Raw genomic sequence first — 16,154 nt, 5'->3', positions numbered from 1 at the left:
ATTCGCAACACCTTATCCACGCTATATAGACTGAACTTTTGAATTACATTCTTATACAAAGCCGATTAACGACCTCCAACGGATTATCATTGACGCTTTTCATGAAAGCAGCAACGTTGATGCGAATGTGGTAGAACTTCTTGTAAAATACGTTGTGGACAACGTCACTTTTAATCCATTTCCATAGCCCTTCCACCAAGCTGAGCTCTGGTGAGCACTTTGGCAGGGAAACAAAATACAGCCGTGTATGCTTTTGCAGATAGGCTTGCACCTGTTCAGCATGATGAATCCGGCTATTGTCCAGAATCATTACAATTTTTCCATTCGGATAAGACTTCAGGACAGCATCAAGAAACTGGAGGAGTACCGGGGTGTCATATCGCTCGCCATCTCGGTAAAGGACGTGCTCCGTCTCATAGTTCAGGACACCAAACAATATTACGCCTTCATGCTGGCCATACGTCGGCACCTTTCGCTGCTGGCCTAAAGGAAACCAGGTGTATTGCAGTGATTGATAGGCCCGAACCATACACTCGTCTTCAAACAGCAAATGTCGATTTCATGGTTAATTGACTTTTTTAGTGCAGGAAAGATTTCTGACCTGAACGTTTCTTGCCCGCAGGATCGGCTAGATCCATAGTGTAGGTTGTCTTGGTTTGGCTAAATCCGAGCCGGTGCAACAAGACGGAAATACCATTTTCCGTGTAGGTTTCACCGAATTCCCGCTCCACAAAGAGCATGGCCAGCTTAAGCGTCCAGGTATACTTGGCTTCGATTCCAACGTCAAAGGGTCGCTTGGCTGCTGGACACATTGGTTAGAATATGATAGGACGTCTGATATAAGGCTGCTTCATTTTCTTTCCCTTCAAGGCTCATTACCAATATCAAAATAACCTGACAATAATTCACGTTCAAACTCAGTTAAATATACTGTTCGTCCTTTCATCCCTGATCTTGTCTCCATCCCTTATTTTCTCCTATGGTACAAATCCATTCCGTTAACCGTTGCCGAAGCCCAGGGCGCACAGCTTCGATGCGATAAGGATATTCCTTTGCTATCGCATAAATAGCGGTATAAAGGTTGCACCTCACTCCGTTTACCCAATATGATTTCGAGAAAAGGTTGCTCAAGTTCCACTTCGAACTGCGTCAACGTTGTATCCACTACATCCCATTAATTATCCAGATAAACTTAATTCCATAACCAGTGGCGAACTTATCCATCGACTAACGGGAAGGTCGCCATCAATCTGGCGGGCCTGGACCAGGTAAATTCGTCATTTTTTATCGGCAGAATCCGGAGAGATCTCGTCAACGCCGGTACAGCGCCTGAAGGTCAGTGAGGTGCAACTCAGCTCAGCCAAGGACGGCCAGGCAGAACTTCGTCTAGAGTCGGGCATGACTGCCGTGCTGCTGCCGCTTTGGGTAGCCAGTGTGCTGAGAGGGAATGAACTGGGGCATTCACTCGGAGGGGCTTGTCCATGCCCTTGAATTCAAGCAGAGGGAGAAACTCGCAGCGGCGGTACAGCCGACTGTATATACAGATGCTTCCGGCATTCGTGAATGGGCGAAAGCTTATGTCAATGCTGCTACAGCCTTGAAGCTAGTAGAGGGCAGAGAGCAGCGGCAGTTCATCCCGCAGGGACAGCTGACCCGTGCAGAGAGCGCGCAGGTGATCTATAACCTGCTCAGCCAGTAAGCCTGTACAAGTAATCCGGCTTCATAACGAAACAGGGTATTCCGCCAGCCTGAAGGCCGCTGCGGAATACCCTGTTTGTGTTGCCGGTAATTGCCGGTATGCGAAGTGAATGCATTCAATATTGCGCAAGCAGTCCTCTTCTAACTGTAGTCTGTCCAACTCCATCTGCCCGAAAGAGTAAAAAGAATTAAAACAGCAGCAAGAAACCAACAGCGTGTTAACTTTACCTTCCGCCAAACCCATCGTTATCGTATCTGAGACGTGTCTGGAGCATACGTTGACTAACCAATTGCATTTCGTACACTAGAAACCTCCGAATTGGCCGTTAAATCGGATGCTATTGTAGTTCGTACAGTTGAATGCTGCATTTGGGCGGAAAAACGGCCGTTTCTTGAAATTCAAGTGTACAGAATGCAATAGAGTCTGTAGGTTAGCCGCTTTTTACAGCATTCCATTGTACAAAGTACAGTTGCTCCCGTTCAAACGTGTACAGCAGATCCAATCCATAAATTTATACCTGACAATACCTTAGGACATCTGGGCCTGAAGTACAGCGAAGCCGTATGCCGGCAGCCGCAGTGACAGCTTGCCTCGTTCGGCGCGGAGCGCTTCGCCGGTCCAGAGATTCTCCCAATTGCGTTCCTGAACGTCCAGCCGGAAGGTCTGTACCGTCTCCTCCGTATTGATCAGCACGATGATCAGATCATCGCCCAGACTGCGCTCGTATGCCAGCTTACTGCCTCCGGCTCCGGCTTCAAGGAAGGTGAAGCGTCCGGTACGCAGCGCCGGGTGGCTGCCGCGGATCTGAATCAGCTTACGGTAAAAGTTGAACAAATCGCGGTCCTGCCGCTCCGGGTCCCACTCCATACATTTACGGCAATCCGGGTCGCCCCCGCCATCCATTCCGATCTCGTCCCCGTAGTAAATGCAGGGCGTACCCATGAAGGTGAACTGGAACAGCGCAGCCAGCTTCATGACGTTCTTATCGCCCTCTGCCACAGTCAGCAGCCGCGCAGTATCATGGCTGCCCAGCAGATTGAAGGCAACCTCGCTGGCCTGGAGCGGATACCGGGACAGCTGTCTGCCGATCGAATGGGCGAAGCCTTCCGCATCCAGCGTTCCGTAGACGAAGAAGTCAAGCACCGCATCCGTGAACGGGTAGTTCATGACGGCATCGAATTTGTCGCCTTCCAGCCAAGGGGCTGATTCATGCCAGATCTCGCCCAGAATGTAAGCCTCGGGGTTGGCACGCTTCACCACTTTGCGGAAATCACGCCAGAATTCGTGATCCACCTCGTTGGCCACATCCAGACGCCAGCCGTCGATGCCGACCTCCTTAATCCAATACTCTGCGACCTTCAGCAAATATTCCTTCACCTCAGGATGCTCTGTGTTCAGCTTCGGCATCAGCGGCTCGAAGGCGAAGGCATCGTAGGTCGGAATATTGTTCACGACCTGGAGCGGATATTCCCGGATATGGAACCAGTTCTTATACTCCGAATCCTCACCCTTCTCCAGCACATCCACGAACGGAGCGAAGGTACGGCCCGCATGGTTGAAGACCGCGTCCAGCAGCACGCGGATGCCGCGCTCATGACAAGCATCGACCAATCTTTTCAGTGTGGCCACATCACCGAAATGCGGATCGACCTGCATGTAGTCCTCCGTGTCATATTTGTGATTGGTGGTGGCAGTGAAGACCGGTGTGAAATAAATGCCCGTAATGCCCAGCTCTGTCAGATGGTCGAGATGATCTATGACACCCTGCAGATCTCCGCCGAAGAAATTATCCGGCCGGGGGGTTCCGCCCCAAGGCTCCACATTAGCAGGGCTTATGCCGGGATTGCCGTTAGCGAACCGTTCCGGGAAAATCTGATAAAACACCGCATCCTTGACCCAGGCCGGAGGCGTGAAGACATCACCGCGGCTTATGTAGGGGAATTCAAACAGCCGGTTGGGGTTCGCGGGACGCTCCTTCTGGAAATCACTCTCTGTCATCCAGATGCGCTCTTTGCCCTGCTGCAGCAGGAAGCCGTATTTCAGCCTGCGGTAGAGCGGAACCGATTCGCATTCCCAGTAATCGAACATCGCATCGGAAGTGAACAGGGTCATCGGAATCAATTCCTTAGTGGTGTCCCAGGCATATTTATCACCCGCCCAGGCGAAGACCTCGGTCAGATCCCCCTTCTTGGCCCGCAGCCGCAGGTGGATGGTGTTGTGATCATAGGCATACGACCAGTTCAGACGGGGACGATGATACACGGCTTCTAATAACATATTAATTCCTCCTAGATTTAGTTTGGCTATATAGATTGAACTTAGCTGGTTAAGTTAAGGGAAAAGTGGCGGAGGGGAATTTTGGAACTGGAGGAGCGGTAGCGCCCGCCTGAAAGCTTTCCGCAGGAAAGCTCGCACCGTAAGCATAGGCTGTATTTGGATTTCTACCGCGTAGAGCGGTTTCTAATCAGGAAATCTAAATACAACAGCGGCTGGAAGTCCAAAACTTCTCTGGAGTCACGGCTAATCCCAAAACATAAACACCAGTCGTTCAATTTATATAGATTACGCACCCGTTTCTGCACATGGCAAAGAGGCACAACCGCCGGTTAGATTACGCCGAGGTTGTACCCGATAAGGGACAGTGCCTTTAGATTGGTGAAGAATGAGGTGTTTCATGATGGTTTGGATTATAACACGGAACAAAATGAGGTTCAAGAGGTTTGTGCAAACAGTTGTACAAAGTTTAAGAAGGGGGAAACCGATTTCCAAAGTCTGTAAATTGATAATATTTAGCATTTATTCAACAAAATTCGTCTAAATACGACAAAAAATGCAGATTTGAATTTTGGAATCGAAGTATATCAAAGTTATTTAAAGAAATTATGCGATAAAAGGAGTAAAGGTAACATTATCCATTGTAAATGGCATAATATTAGTGAATTTACTATGTGCAAACGTTTTTACAACTACAAGCCTGCTGATGTATTATGTATTCAGGAATGAAGCGCTTTCTAAACCGGGTATAACGTATTCGGAAGAGGCACAGGGAGCAAGCAGAATTTTTTTTGAATCTTCTGAAATCGTTTGCGCAAATTAGGGAGCTACATCGTCAAGTCAAAAGAAGCATCATCATCAAATCAAGTGATATACACACACAGGAGGGGTTAAAAGGAATGGATCTCAAAAAACTAATGGTTATCACCGCAGCGTGCTCCATGGCAATCTCAATTTCGGCGTGCGGCTCAAACAACAATACCGGGGGAAATGCAGCGGCGACTAATGCTCCTGCGGAAAGTGCCACAGCTACGGATAATGCGGGGGCTGGCAGCGACAACGCTCCGGCAGCTGGTGAGATCGTCCCTGAAGAGGGCGCTTCCCTTGTGATCTGGGAGAGTAAGGAAGAAAGACAGTTCGCCGAAGAAATCTCCAAGCAGTTCACTGCCAAGTATAATGTTCCGGTCAAAATCGAAGAGGTAGCCCCGCCGGATCAAGTCGGCAAGCTTACCCAGGATGGTCCTTCCGGTCTGGCTGCGGACGTTATCGTCATACCTCATGATAATCTCGGCAAGGCGGCCAGCGCGAGCCTGCTGCTTCCAAACGATATTTTTGCAGAGCAAACCAAGGCGGAGAACACGGAGGCTTCCATCGTAGGTTCTTCCTATGACGGCGAGCTGTACGGCTATCCGAGAGCGGCAGAGACCTATGCGCTGTTCTATAACAAGTCTCTGGTCAAAGAAGCTCCGAAATCCTTTGATGATGTTATTGCCTTCAGCAAAACGTTCACCGATAAAGCTAAAAACCGGTACGGCATTATGTGGGAAGTCGGCAATATGTACTTCAACTATCCGTTCATCGCCACTACCGGCGGCTACCTGTTCGGCAAAGACGGTACCGACAAGGACGACATCGGCCTCAACAATGAAGGTGCGATCAAAGGTCTGACTGAATTTGCGAAGCTGAAGGAAGTCTTGCCGATCAAGAGCGGTGATATTAACCCCGATATCAAGCGGAGTCTGTTCAACAGCGGGGATGTAGCTATGGATATTACAGGACCTTGGGAGCTTGCCGGATATAAAGAAGCGCTGGGCGACAAGCTGGGAATCGCTCCGGTTCCTACCATTGACGGCAAAACTGCCATTACCTTCTCCGGGATCAAAATCTTTACCGTCAACGCCTACACGCAATATCCGAATGCGGCTAAACTCTATGCACACTTTGCTTCCGGCAAAGATTCGCAGCTGACGCTTAACAAGCTGATCGGTTCCGTACCAACGAACAATGAAGCATTGAAGGACCCGCAGATTACGGGTGATCCGTTCGTATCCGCTTTTGCCGAACAAGCGAAGAACTCCCAGCCGATGCCTTCGATTCCTGAAATGGGGAACGTATGGAGCCCGGTGAATGCAGCACTTCCGGCCATCTGGGATAACAATGCCGATCCGAAGGCAGCCATGGACAAAGCCGTAGAGCAAATTAAGGACTTGAACAACGGGGCATCCGCCCAGTAACTACACAACCATCAGCTTACCGTGGAATTAGAGTTGCCCGCCGCATAGTCTGCTGCGGGCAGTTTCCTTGAATTCCGCACGGAGAGGAGAACGGAAGGGAAATGCAGCGACACAAAACGAGAGCTGGAATACTGTCGGCCATTTTCATGGGATTCGGGCAAATATATAACCGCCAATTCATCAAAGGCCTAATGTTCATAGCGGTAGAAGCTGTGGCAATTATCTATTTCATTAGCAATCTGGCAAGAGCCTTCTGGGGGATCACCACACTCGGGGAATCGCCAAGCCGGCTGGAGAAGGTTAAAGGGATTGCCAAAATGGTGCCCGGAGACCATTCCATCGTTATTCTGATTGAAAGTCTGATTACCCTGCTGTTCTTTGTGTTATTCCTGATCGTCTGGTACATGAATATTAGGGATGCCTATAAAATCGGAGCAGAACGCGAAAACGGCCGTCCATCGCATACATTTACTCAATCTTTACGTTATATTCTGGATTATAAATTCGCCCAGAGCTTCCTGCTGCTCCCGGGGCTTGGAATTCTGTTCTTCACCATTATGCCGATCATCTTTATGATCATGCTGGCCTTTACTAACTATGCTGCACCGAACCATATTCCTCCGGCCAAACTTGTAGACTGGGTTGGATTCGAGACCTTCCGCAATCTGCTGGTGCTGAAATCATGGAGCCATACCTTTTACGGTGTACTTACCTGGACGATAATCTGGGCGGTTCTTTCGACTGTAACTACTTATTTCGGCGGGATGCTGGTTGCCCTGCTGATCAACCAAAAAGGCATACGCTTCAAAGGCATGTGGAGAATGCTCCTGATCATTCCTTACGCTATTCCGCAGATGATCTCGCTCCTGCTGATGCGCAACCTCTTCAACGGACAGTTCGGCCCGATCAACCAGTATCTCGGCTTTTTCGGTCTGGATGGATTGCCTTGGCTGACTGATCCATTCTGGGCCAAAGTTACGGTTATTGTCGTCAATATGTGGGTAGGAATTCCGGTATCGATGCTGCTGATTATGGGGGTGCTGACTACGATTCCCCGTGATATGTATGAGGCGGCTGAGGTGGACGGTGCGACCAATTATCAGAAATTCCGGATCGTCACCCTGCCGATGATTCTGTTCTCTACCGCACCTACGCTGATTATGCAGTTCGCCGGGAACATCAACAACTTCAATGCGATCTTCCTGCTGACGGGAGGGAACCCGGTGAACGGGAACTACCAGTACGCCGGCTCGACGGATCTGCTCGTTACCTGGCTGTATAAGCTGACGCTGGATCAGAACAAGAATAATATGGCGTCTGCGATCGGCATTATCCTGTTCATCATTGTTGCCGGGTTCTCCCTGTACAATTACCGCCGGACCAAATCGTTCCAAGAGGAGGACATGATTCAATGATCATCGGACGCAAGGCAGCGAATTTTATTCGTCTCTGCTTAAGCTATATCGTTCTTGTTGCACTGGCGGTTGCTGCAATCTATCCGGCACTTTGGATCCTGCTTGCCTCGTTCCGGCCGGGTAAATCCCTGTACAGCAAGACGCTGATTCCCGAGACGTTCACGCTCAGCCACTATAAGGAGCTGTTCACCTCACCGGTCTACATGTTTGGAACCTGGTATGCGAATACGCTCAAGATTGCAGTGTTCTCGATGCTGATCGGGGTGGTGCTGACGCTGTTGACCAGCTATGCTTTATCCCGGTTCCGTTTCAAAAGCCGCAAGACCACCATGTCCACTCTGCTGATCCTCGGGATGTTCCCGGGCTTCATGAGCATGATCGCTATCTATCTGCTGCTGAAGGAGTTCAATCTGCTGGATACCCATCTGGCGCTGATTATCGTCTATGCAGCCGGAGCGCCGCTCGGAGGAACGCTGATCGCCAAAGGCTTCCTGGACACGATTCCGCGTTCGCTGGATGAAGCCGCACGGATCGACGGGGCGAGCAACTTCGGGATTTTTACCCGGATTATTCTGCCGTTATCCCGCCCGATGATCACTTATATAGCGCTGACCCTGTTTGTCGGCCCGTGGGTCGATTTCATCTTCGCCAAGCTGATTCTGCGGACCAAGGAGAACTGGACGGTTGCTGTGGGGATGTGGGATATGGTCAATACGATGCAGAATTCCAACTTCACGCTGTTCGCGGCGGGTGCCGTGCTGATCTCTGTACCGATTATGATTCTCTTCGGCTTCCTGCAGCGTCTGCTGGTTGACGGGCTGACGGCGGGGGCCAGCAAGGGATAGGAAATAGTAATTAGACAATGCATGTACGAATAACGGGTGCGGCCTTGAAGCAGTTCTGAGGGGCTGCACCTTTCTTTTGTGGAGAAATCGTGATCTGGATGATAAGGGGAGAATGTAATGCAATGGCGGCGATTCATTAATTTCAGCTCGGTTGGCGTCAAGTTATTCGTAATTCTGTTCTGTACTATTGTCCTGTTGTCCTCAGTTCTGGGCTTAACCTCCTATTATGCGGCAAAAGGGATCATTACCGATGAGGTGGCGGCTGCCTCCTCACAGTCCATTGTCCAGGCGGTGGACAAGCTGGATTTCCTGTTCGCTGAATATGAAGCGCTCTCCAGGCAATTCGCTGTAGATCCGGCGCTAAAGGCTGATATGGAGACGGTTAATCTTCCAACCGCCGGTACGGTTGCGCGGGCAGCCGCAGAGGACCGGATACGCCGCAAGCTGGACTCCGTCAGAGGATCGGATGAGCGGCTGCTTGGTGTCCGGCTGGTCGCAAGAAGCATGGTGGACGCCGAATCCTACAAATCAACGGGGATTAGCGGTGTACGCAGTGATGAGGGCATCCTTGCACGGATGAAGGAGATCGATAACGCTAAAGGCAATCCCGTCTGGTTCACCGTCCGGGCTAAAGGCTTCTTCGATGCATACAGCCAGTCCGCTATGACAATGGGCCGTCTGCTGCGGAATATTCAGAATCCGGCGGCAGAGTATTATATGCTGATCGAGGTGAAGGGCCAGGCGCTGACGGATGTGCTGTCCAACCTGCATATCGGGCTGGGTGGGGAGATCCGCATCCTCGATTCTTCGGGCCGGGTTGCATACAGTGCTGACGATGCACTGCTCGGGCAGGCTTCTTACATACATACCCGGGAGAGTGAGGAACAAGAGCCGGCCGGAGCACAGAAGGGGGTAAGCGGAAAGCGGTCCTTCACGGCGGGGGACGAGCAGGGGAGTCCGCAGCTGGTAGTCTACCAGCCGCTGAGCACAGCGGACTGGACGCTGCTGGGCTATGCGCCGGTGAGTGATTTTACCAAATCTGCCGACAGGCTGCTCTACATAACCTTGCTGGTAGTTTTGGCTGCAGCCTTGATTGCTCTCATCATCGGCTATGTTCTGGTGCGGCTGATCGGTCGTCCGCTTGGCAAGCTGGCCCGGCTGATGGAAGAGGGCGAGCGGGGCAATCTGCAGGTGCGGACCAGCTTCAAGGGCCGGGATGAGATCGGGCGGGTGGGTCACAGCTTCAACCGGATGATGGAGCAGATCTCCCGGATGGCCGGGCAGAGCAGCAGTTCGGCTGCGGAGGTGCTGGCGACCTCGGAGCAGCTCGTTGCCGCTTCCGGCGCGATTAGCGGCCAGGCCAGTGAGGTCGCAACCGCCACTGGCGAAATCGCCGGGGGAGCGGCCAGTCTGGCGGCCGAAGCGGAGAGCAGCAATGCCAAGGTGGAGCTGATGGGCGGCAAGACCAGCGAAGTAGCAGAGAACAATGCAGTCATGGCTGCTTCCGCAGGGAAGGTTATGGAGGTCAGCGACCAGGGAGCGGAGCGGATGAAGAAGCTGGTCTCGCAGAGCGAGGGGGTGCTGAAGCTGATGGATCTGATTCAGGAGAATTCAGCCATGCTGCGGGATAGCACGGTGCTGATCCGCAGCATCCTCTCCCCGATGATTGCGATGAACAAGCAGACGAATATTCTGGCGCTGAACGCATCGATTGAAGCCGTGCGCGCCGGTGCCGCCGGGAGAGGCTTCATTGTCATTGCCAACGAGATCAGAGGGCTGGCCAATCAATCGAGCGAGTCGATTGCCTCCGTCTCCCGGATTACCGAGGAGATCAGCGGCCATATCGAGAATACGGTCAAGGTTGTGAGTGAGGCTGCGCCGATGTTTGACAGCCAGCTGGCCTTGGTCCGGGAATCCTCTCTCATCTTCGGGAGTGTAAGGGCCGAGATGGAGGAGTTCAGCGGAGTTCTGAACCAATCCTCGGCGGCGGTCTCCGAGCTGGCCGAATACCAGCAGCAGCTGGGACAATCCATGGCGAGTGTGATCTCGGTAGTGCAGCAGACCAGCGCCTCTACGGAAGAGGTGGCGTCTATGTCCTCACAGCAATTCACGGTCAGCAGGGAGCTGGTCGCCCTGTCGCACAGGCTGGAGGAGCTGGCGGAGCAGCTGAAGCAGTCGATGATTTCTTTTCAGGGTTAAGGGCTGAAGGGATAAAAGGATGAAGGGAGAGCGGGTGTGGAAGCGCGTATTGCGGGAACCTGCACTTTTCTATAAGATGGATGAGGTTAGATGCAGGATATCTTGAATACTGAAGGTGATGTCATGGACAAGCATTTATTTCTGAACGGCGGCGGTCCGCCATTTACCCGTGGTCTGGCACGGAGGTTCGTAAGCGTGATGGCAGCAGGACCAGTCGCTGTATTATTTGAAGAAGGAGAAGACTGGCCGGATTATATGGCTGCTTGCATGCAGCCGCTGACTGATGCGGGGATAGCCGAATTCTGTTATCTGCCGCTGAAGTCTACTGAGGTGAATACTGCTATAGAGAGCCTCCGGGCCTGCGGCGGGATCGTCATCGGGGGCGGGGATACGGATCTGTATGCCGACCTCATTGTGGATACCCCTATCGCTGAAGTGATCCGGCAGCGTTATGAGTCTGGAATACCGGTTGCGGGATTCTCGGCAGGAGCCTTGATTAGCCCGGAGTGCTGCGTAATTTCCGCCAGGGATAATGAGAGCAGACAATTCAAACACCGCAAGGGCCTCCATCTGATTCCTGATTTGCTGCTATCCGTTCATTTCACCCAGTGGGATGAGGAAGAGCATTTACGGACAGCGGTCCGTACCTTCGGCGAGCTGCCGAATTACGGAATTGACGAAGAGACCGGCATCTACCTGCTGAATGGACAGCCCGAAGAGATAGAGGGCGGCGGGGTGTATAGTCTGGTGAATGGAATATTGACAAGAATCCACTGAGGATGATGAACGGGAGCAGAGGGCGCGGGCCTTCTGCTCTTGTTTTTTTGCGCAGGGGAACCTGGGCATGTAAGCTCCAGACTGGTATGAAGGCATGTAAGCGGAATGTAATCGGAAAAGCGATCACAATCGGCTGGCGCGGTGGTGCGTGGGCGGAATGTAATCGGAAAAGCGATCACAATCGGCTGGCGAGAGGTGCGTGGGCGGAATGTAATCGAAAAAGCGATCACAATCGGCTGGCGCGGTGGTGCGTGGGCGGAATGTAATCGGAAAAGCGATCACAATCGGCTGGCGAGGGGAGCGGTGGCGGAATGTAATCGAAAAACCGATCACAATCGGCTGGCGAGGGGTGCGTAGGCTTGTGGATGGGGGGAGGGGACAACTCGCTTCTTGTCCTGCCTGCGCTCAAGCGATACACTTGTGCTATCAATATTGGCAGAGGGGAGGCGGGCGGTGTGGCGGAGATGAACGGGAGTCTTTTTGAGCAGGGATTGCTGGAGAGGGATTACAGCCCGCACTTTCTGGCGTACTACTACAAGCAATGGAGCAATTATACGATGGCTTACCATCATCACAACTCCACCGAGATCATGTATCTCATCTCGGGCAGCTGTGTAGTGGAGGTGAGGGATGAAGCGGGCGGTGACACATCTTTCCGGCTGAAGCGGGGAGAGATGATTTTGCTGGATGCGGAGGTGCCGCACCGGCTGATTGTGGAAGAGGGCTCCTCATGCCGGATGCTAAACGTAGAATTTGCTTTTACCGAATATGGGGGCGTAGTTCCGTCCATTGGCAGCTTGGCCCGGGAGGAGGAGGTGCTGGCAGAGCTGCTGCGGCATCCATTCGATAGTCTGGTGTTGTCCGATCAGGAGGAGGTTTTCCATGTGTTGAAGGCGCTGGTGCTGGAGCTGGATCAGCGCGAGCGGAAGGGAAGCAGCATGGTGCATCTGCTCTTTGCGGAGCTGCTGTTGCGTCTGGCCCGGCTGCGCGTGGAGTCGCTCCCGTCCAGCAAGCAGCCCTCACAGCTCTATGTGCGGCGGGCGATCGAGTTCCTGCACCAGAATTATGACCGGAGCATCCAGGTTAAGGAGGTCGCGCTCTCTGTGAATGTACATCCGGGCTATCTGCACCGTATCTTCCGGACACACACAGGGCAGACCCTGACGGACTACCTGAACCAGCTGCGTATGGAGAAGGCCCGGATGCTGCTGGTTCAGGGCGAGATTCCGGTAGCGGAGATTGCCGACTATGTGGGGATCAGCAGCAGGCAGTATTTTCATCTGTTATTCAAGAAGTATTCAGGCTGTACTCCTATCGAATACCGTAACTCTATCGAACGCCACTACTGGAGTGAAGGATAGTTTCGTGCTCAACCCGGGATGGGTATGATATGCAGAAAGTTAGGATAGTTGACAGGTTACCTGCAAAATGGTCATGATATTGGTTACGCTTCCGGCAGTCCCCTTGTTACAATGAAGAGGAGTCAATAATTCATTGCCGGAGGATGATTATTATGTCTTTTAAAGTAACCTTTATCGGGGCAGGCAGTATCGGATTCACCCGCGGACTGCTGCGCGACCTGTTGACTGTGCCGGAATTCCGTAATATCGAAGTTTCCTTCATGGATATAAACAGCCATAACCTGGACATGGTCACTGAGCTGTGCCAGCGGGATATTCAGGAGAATGGTCTGGATATCACCATCTCTTCCACTACGGACCGCAGAGCAGCGCTCAAGGATGCCAAGTACGTATTTTGTACTATTCGTATGGGGGGCCTTGAGGCCTTCGCTACCGATGTGGATATTCCGCTGAAGTATGGCGTGGACCAGTGTGTAGGAGATACGCTGTGCGCAGGCGGGATTATGTACGGGCAGCGCGGGATTGCGGAGATGCTGGAGATCTGCCGCGATATCCGCGAGACAGCTGCTCCGGATGTGCTGCTGCTGAACTACTCGAATCCTATGGCTATGCTGACCTGGGCCTGTAATAAATACGGCGGTGTGCAGACCATCGGGCTCTGTCATGGCGTACAGCATGGACATCAGCAAATCGCTCAGGTGTACGGCCTGGAGAAGTCGCAGGTGGACATTATCTGTGCCGGGATCAATCACCAGACCTGGTACATCTCTGCGAAGCATGAAGGCAAGGATCTGACGGCAGGTCTGCTGGAGGCTTTCGAGAAGCACCCTGAGTACAGCCGTACCGAGAAGGTGCGGATCGATATGCTCCGCCGCTTCGGCTATTACAGCACGGAGTCGAACGGACACCTGAGCGAATATGTGCCCTGGTACCGTAAGCGCCCGAATGAAATCATGGACTGGATCGATCTGGACGTATGGATTAACGGAGAGACAGGCGGTTACCTGCGGGTCTGCACGGAAGGCCGCAACTGGTTCGAGACGGACTTCCCGAACTGGATGAAAGACCCGGCGCTGGAGTACATCCCGGAGAAGCGCGGAGAGGAGCGCGGCTCGTATATTATCGAAGGGCTGGAGACCGGGCGCGTGTACAGAGGCCACTTCAACATGGTGAATAAGGGCGTCATCTCCAATCTACCGGATGATGCTATTATTGAAGCGCCGGGCTACGTGGACCGCAACGGCATCTCGATGCCGCTGGTCGGCGACCTGCCGCTCGGCCTGGCGGCGGTCTGCAACGTCAGCATCTCCGTGCAGCGACTGGCGGTAGAAGCAGCTGTGCATGGGGACGACAAGCTGCTGCGCCAGGCATTCATGATGGACCCGCTGGTCGGCGCCGTCTGCAATCCGAAGGAGATCTGGCAGATGGTTGACGAGATGCTGGTGGCCGGAGAACAGTGGCTGCCGCAGTACAGCGCAGCTATTGCAGAAGCGAAGGAACGTCTCGCCTCCGGTGATCTGATCCCGACGAATGCCGGCAACGAAGGTGCGGCCCGACTGAAGGTGAAGACGGTAGACGAGATGATGCAGGACCGCGAGGCCGCGAACAAGAACGCCGGGGAGTCTGACAAGGGCAAGGACCGCGAGAAGGTGAAGTAAGCGGAGCAGGCATCAGTCTAACGAAGCGAAGAAATATTGGAATGAGGGCTGTCCCAAAGTCATGAAATGACTGCTTGGGATAGCCCTTTATGTTGGTAGAGGTGGAGGTGTGGGGCGAGCGGGCAGGGTCCGGGCGTATGTGTATGCAAAAAACCGAACAAAATGTGCTCAGGTTAGGCGTTTGGGCCAGATGTAAGCGAAAAACTGCTCTGCTTGCCGTAATGGGGAAATAGGTGGATTTTGGGCACTTGTTATCGAACGGATCGACGATTCTCCGGTAGCGTCAAGAAGTTTGTGTAAAAGAGTAGAAGTGCCTCCCCCGGGTTACGGGTTGGGATGTAGTGTTTCTGGGGGGAGGGGGAACCCCGACTCCCAGAAACTGGATTTATCTGCTACGCCTCTTCCGGTGTGGGCAAAGAGGGGTAGCGTGTTTCGAATAGCTCTTTTAGCTTCTTTTTAACGGCATCCACTCCAAAGCCTTGGGCGACCCGCCCTGCATGACGTTCATTGTATTCCAGCATCTCCAGGTACACGATTTTCTCTGCGGCATCCATGTTTGTCAGACTGTTCATCGGTTTCAGACGCTTGCGGATTTCCTTGTTCATCCGCTCGATGGGGTTCGACGTGTAGATCGCTTTACGGATCGACAGCGGATAGTTGTAGAACGTCAGGAGTGTGGATAACTGTTCCTCCCAGGACCTCATTTCCTTCGGATACAGCTTGTTCCACTTCGCTTTGACCGTATCAAAGTTAGCCCGGGCTACCACTTCATCCGGTGCTGTATATACGGTTTTCAACGCCTCCATGACATCGGTTTTGTGCTCCACCCGAATTTTATGAAACGTGGCCCGCACTTTGTGCACTACGCAATGCTGTACATCCGCCTGAGGATAGGTCTCTTTAAACGCCGCATCCAGTCCCGGTAGCCCGTCAAACACACCCAGCAGGACTTCCTGCGCTCCGCGGTCGTACAGGTCTTTGAGTACCTCCCGCCAGCCATTCGAACTCTCTTGGCCACCCACGTAGAACCCGAGAATTTGACGCTGTCCCTCCTCGTCAATTCCCATCGCAAAGTAGACCACTTCACCACGAACCGTGCCCCGTTTCAGCTTCACGTACAGCCCATCTAAATAGATCACAGAATACCGTTTGCTCAGTGGCCGCTTTTGCCACTGGTGGATATCGTCCAGCACTGTAGCCGTAATATTGCTGACCGTGGTTGGGGAGTAGTGGCTACCAAACATACTTTCAATGAACCGGGCCACATCCCGCGTACCCATGCCCGATTTATACATTTGGATGACGGCCTCTTCTAACCATCCGTCCCGCCGCTGGTACGGCTCAAACAACTGCGTCTGGAAAAGGCTTTGGCGGTCCCGGGGCACCTGAAGATCCTCGATATGGCCATATTTCGTGTGTAAGTCTCGCGTATAGTAGCCATTGCGACTATTGCTGGCGCCGGCTTCTTCACTCTCCATAAACCCCTGGATTTCGGCGCGCAACAGGCGTTCCATGTTGTCTTTCACAAAATCTTTAACAAGTTTTTCAAATAGATTATTCAGCGAACTTTCGGGTAAAATATTCATTGGTAGGGTTCCTCCTTGGTGGTTTCGCAATCCCGAGGATACCCTACTTTTTTGGTGCCTGACTAGGCTCCAAATCTTGGTACACAACTTACTTTACGCCATCGAT

The 16,154-nt window shown here is 52.6% G+C and carries 12 protein-coding genes; 8 read left to right on the top strand and 4 right to left on the bottom strand.

Going from position 1 to position 16,154, the window contains the following annotated elements; all coding sequences use genetic code 11:
• Nucleotides 1-43: 43 nt before the first annotated feature.
• Both MKX42_RS24540 and MKX42_RS33475 read right to left on the bottom strand, forming a co-directional pair.
• Nucleotides 44-550: an IS630 family transposase gene (locus MKX42_RS24540; protein ID WP_340755305.1), complete on the bottom strand. Its 507-nt coding sequence runs from the start codon at nucleotides 548-550 to the stop codon at nucleotides 44-46.
• A gap of 28 nt (nucleotides 551-578) precedes the next feature.
• Nucleotides 579-812 carry a helix-turn-helix domain-containing protein gene (locus MKX42_RS33475; RefSeq protein WP_445669342.1) on the bottom strand — a complete coding sequence of 78 codons (234 nt, stop codon included), beginning with the start codon at nucleotides 810-812 and terminating at the stop codon, nucleotides 579-581.
• A 635-nt stretch (nucleotides 813-1,447) separates the two neighbouring features.
• Between MKX42_RS33475 and MKX42_RS24535 the strand changes: the two genes are divergently transcribed.
• On the top strand, nucleotides 1,448-1,699 hold the full coding sequence (locus MKX42_RS24535; RefSeq protein ID WP_340755303.1) for an S-layer homology domain-containing protein: 252 nt from the start codon (nucleotides 1,448-1,450) through the stop codon (nucleotides 1,697-1,699).
• Nucleotides 1,700-2,227: 528 nt separating this feature from the next.
• Here MKX42_RS24535 and MKX42_RS24530 read toward each other — a convergent pair.
• Entirely contained in the window at nucleotides 2,228-3,976 is a 1,749-nt protein-coding gene (locus tag MKX42_RS24530; protein WP_340755301.1) for an alpha-glycosidase, read from the bottom strand.
• An 896-nt stretch (nucleotides 3,977-4,872) separates the two neighbouring features.
• Here MKX42_RS24530 and MKX42_RS24525 point away from each other — a divergent pair.
• From MKX42_RS24525 to MKX42_RS24495, 7 genes are all read left to right on the top strand, one after another.
• The gene (locus MKX42_RS24525) at nucleotides 4,873-6,207 is read left to right on the top strand and encodes a sugar ABC transporter substrate-binding protein (RefSeq protein ID WP_340755299.1); all 1,335 of its coding nucleotides are present in this window, start codon (nucleotides 4,873-4,875) and stop codon (nucleotides 6,205-6,207) included.
• A 101-nt stretch (nucleotides 6,208-6,308) separates the two neighbouring features.
• Nucleotides 6,309-7,622, top strand: a complete 1,314-nt coding sequence (locus MKX42_RS24520; RefSeq protein WP_340755297.1) for a carbohydrate ABC transporter permease — start codon at nucleotides 6,309-6,311, stop codon at nucleotides 7,620-7,622.
• Nucleotides 7,619-8,467 carry a sugar ABC transporter permease gene (locus MKX42_RS24515; protein WP_076155095.1) on the top strand — a complete coding sequence of 283 codons (849 nt, stop codon included), beginning with the start codon at nucleotides 7,619-7,621 and terminating at the stop codon, nucleotides 8,465-8,467. Before MKX42_RS24520 ends, MKX42_RS24515 begins: the two co-directional genes overlap by 4 nt.
• A gap of 117 nt (nucleotides 8,468-8,584) precedes the next feature.
• A complete protein-coding gene (locus MKX42_RS24510; protein WP_340755296.1) occupies nucleotides 8,585-10,666 on the top strand; it encodes a methyl-accepting chemotaxis protein in 2,082 nt (693 codons plus the stop codon).
• Nucleotides 10,667-10,789: 123 nt separating this feature from the next.
• On the top strand, nucleotides 10,790-11,443 hold the full coding sequence (locus tag MKX42_RS24505; protein WP_340755295.1) for a Type 1 glutamine amidotransferase-like domain-containing protein: 654 nt from the start codon (nucleotides 10,790-10,792) through the stop codon (nucleotides 11,441-11,443).
• A gap of 464 nt (nucleotides 11,444-11,907) precedes the next feature.
• Complete coding sequence (locus tag MKX42_RS24500) at nucleotides 11,908-12,804, top strand: AraC family transcriptional regulator (RefSeq protein WP_340757794.1); 897 nt, start codon at nucleotides 11,908-11,910, stop codon at nucleotides 12,802-12,804.
• Between the two features lie 152 nt (nucleotides 12,805-12,956).
• Complete coding sequence (locus MKX42_RS24495) at nucleotides 12,957-14,462, top strand: alpha-glucosidase/alpha-galactosidase (RefSeq protein WP_340755294.1); 1,506 nt, start codon at nucleotides 12,957-12,959, stop codon at nucleotides 14,460-14,462.
• A 392-nt stretch (nucleotides 14,463-14,854) separates the two neighbouring features.
• Here MKX42_RS24495 and MKX42_RS24490 read toward each other — a convergent pair whose 3' ends face one another.
• On the bottom strand, nucleotides 14,855-16,048 hold the full coding sequence (locus MKX42_RS24490; RefSeq protein ID WP_339249823.1) for an IS256 family transposase: 1,194 nt from the start codon (nucleotides 16,046-16,048) through the stop codon (nucleotides 14,855-14,857).
• Nucleotides 16,049-16,154: the final 106 nt, after the last annotated feature.

The sequence above is a fragment of the Paenibacillus sp. FSL R7-0204 genome, assembly GCF_038002225.1.
GTDB lineage: Bacteria > Bacillota > Bacilli > Paenibacillales > Paenibacillaceae > Paenibacillus_AQ.
This window is presented reverse-complemented; position numbering and strand designations above follow the sequence as displayed.

What these genes read in the sequence shown, in the direction of transcription:
- MKX42_RS33475 (WP_445669342.1), bottom strand. Translation starts at nt 812, where the DNA reads ATGTGTCCAGCAGCCAAGCGACCCTTTGACGTTGGAATCGAAGCCAAG.
- MKX42_RS24535 (WP_340755303.1), top strand. Translation starts at nt 1,448, where the DNA reads ATGAACTGGGGCATTCACTCGGAGGGGCTTGTCCATGCCCTTGAATTC.
- MKX42_RS24530 (WP_340755301.1), bottom strand. Translation starts at nt 3,976, where the DNA reads ATGTTATTAGAAGCCGTGTATCATCGTCCCCGTCTGAACTGGTCGTAT.
- MKX42_RS24525 (WP_340755299.1), top strand. Translation starts at nt 4,873, where the DNA reads ATGGATCTCAAAAAACTAATGGTTATCACCGCAGCGTGCTCCATGGCA.
- MKX42_RS24520 (WP_340755297.1), top strand. Translation starts at nt 6,309, where the DNA reads ATGCAGCGACACAAAACGAGAGCTGGAATACTGTCGGCCATTTTCATG.
- MKX42_RS24515 (WP_076155095.1), top strand. Translation starts at nt 7,619, where the DNA reads ATGATCATCGGACGCAAGGCAGCGAATTTTATTCGTCTCTGCTTAAGC.
- MKX42_RS24510 (WP_340755296.1), top strand. Translation starts at nt 8,585, where the DNA reads ATGCAATGGCGGCGATTCATTAATTTCAGCTCGGTTGGCGTCAAGTTA.
- MKX42_RS24505 (WP_340755295.1), top strand. Translation starts at nt 10,790, where the DNA reads ATGGACAAGCATTTATTTCTGAACGGCGGCGGTCCGCCATTTACCCGT.
- MKX42_RS24500 (WP_340757794.1), top strand. Translation starts at nt 11,908, where the DNA reads ATGAACGGGAGTCTTTTTGAGCAGGGATTGCTGGAGAGGGATTACAGC.
- MKX42_RS24495 (WP_340755294.1), top strand. Translation starts at nt 12,957, where the DNA reads ATGTCTTTTAAAGTAACCTTTATCGGGGCAGGCAGTATCGGATTCACC.
- MKX42_RS24490 (WP_339249823.1), bottom strand. Translation starts at nt 16,048, where the DNA reads ATGAATATTTTACCCGAAAGTTCGCTGAATAATCTATTTGAAAAACTT.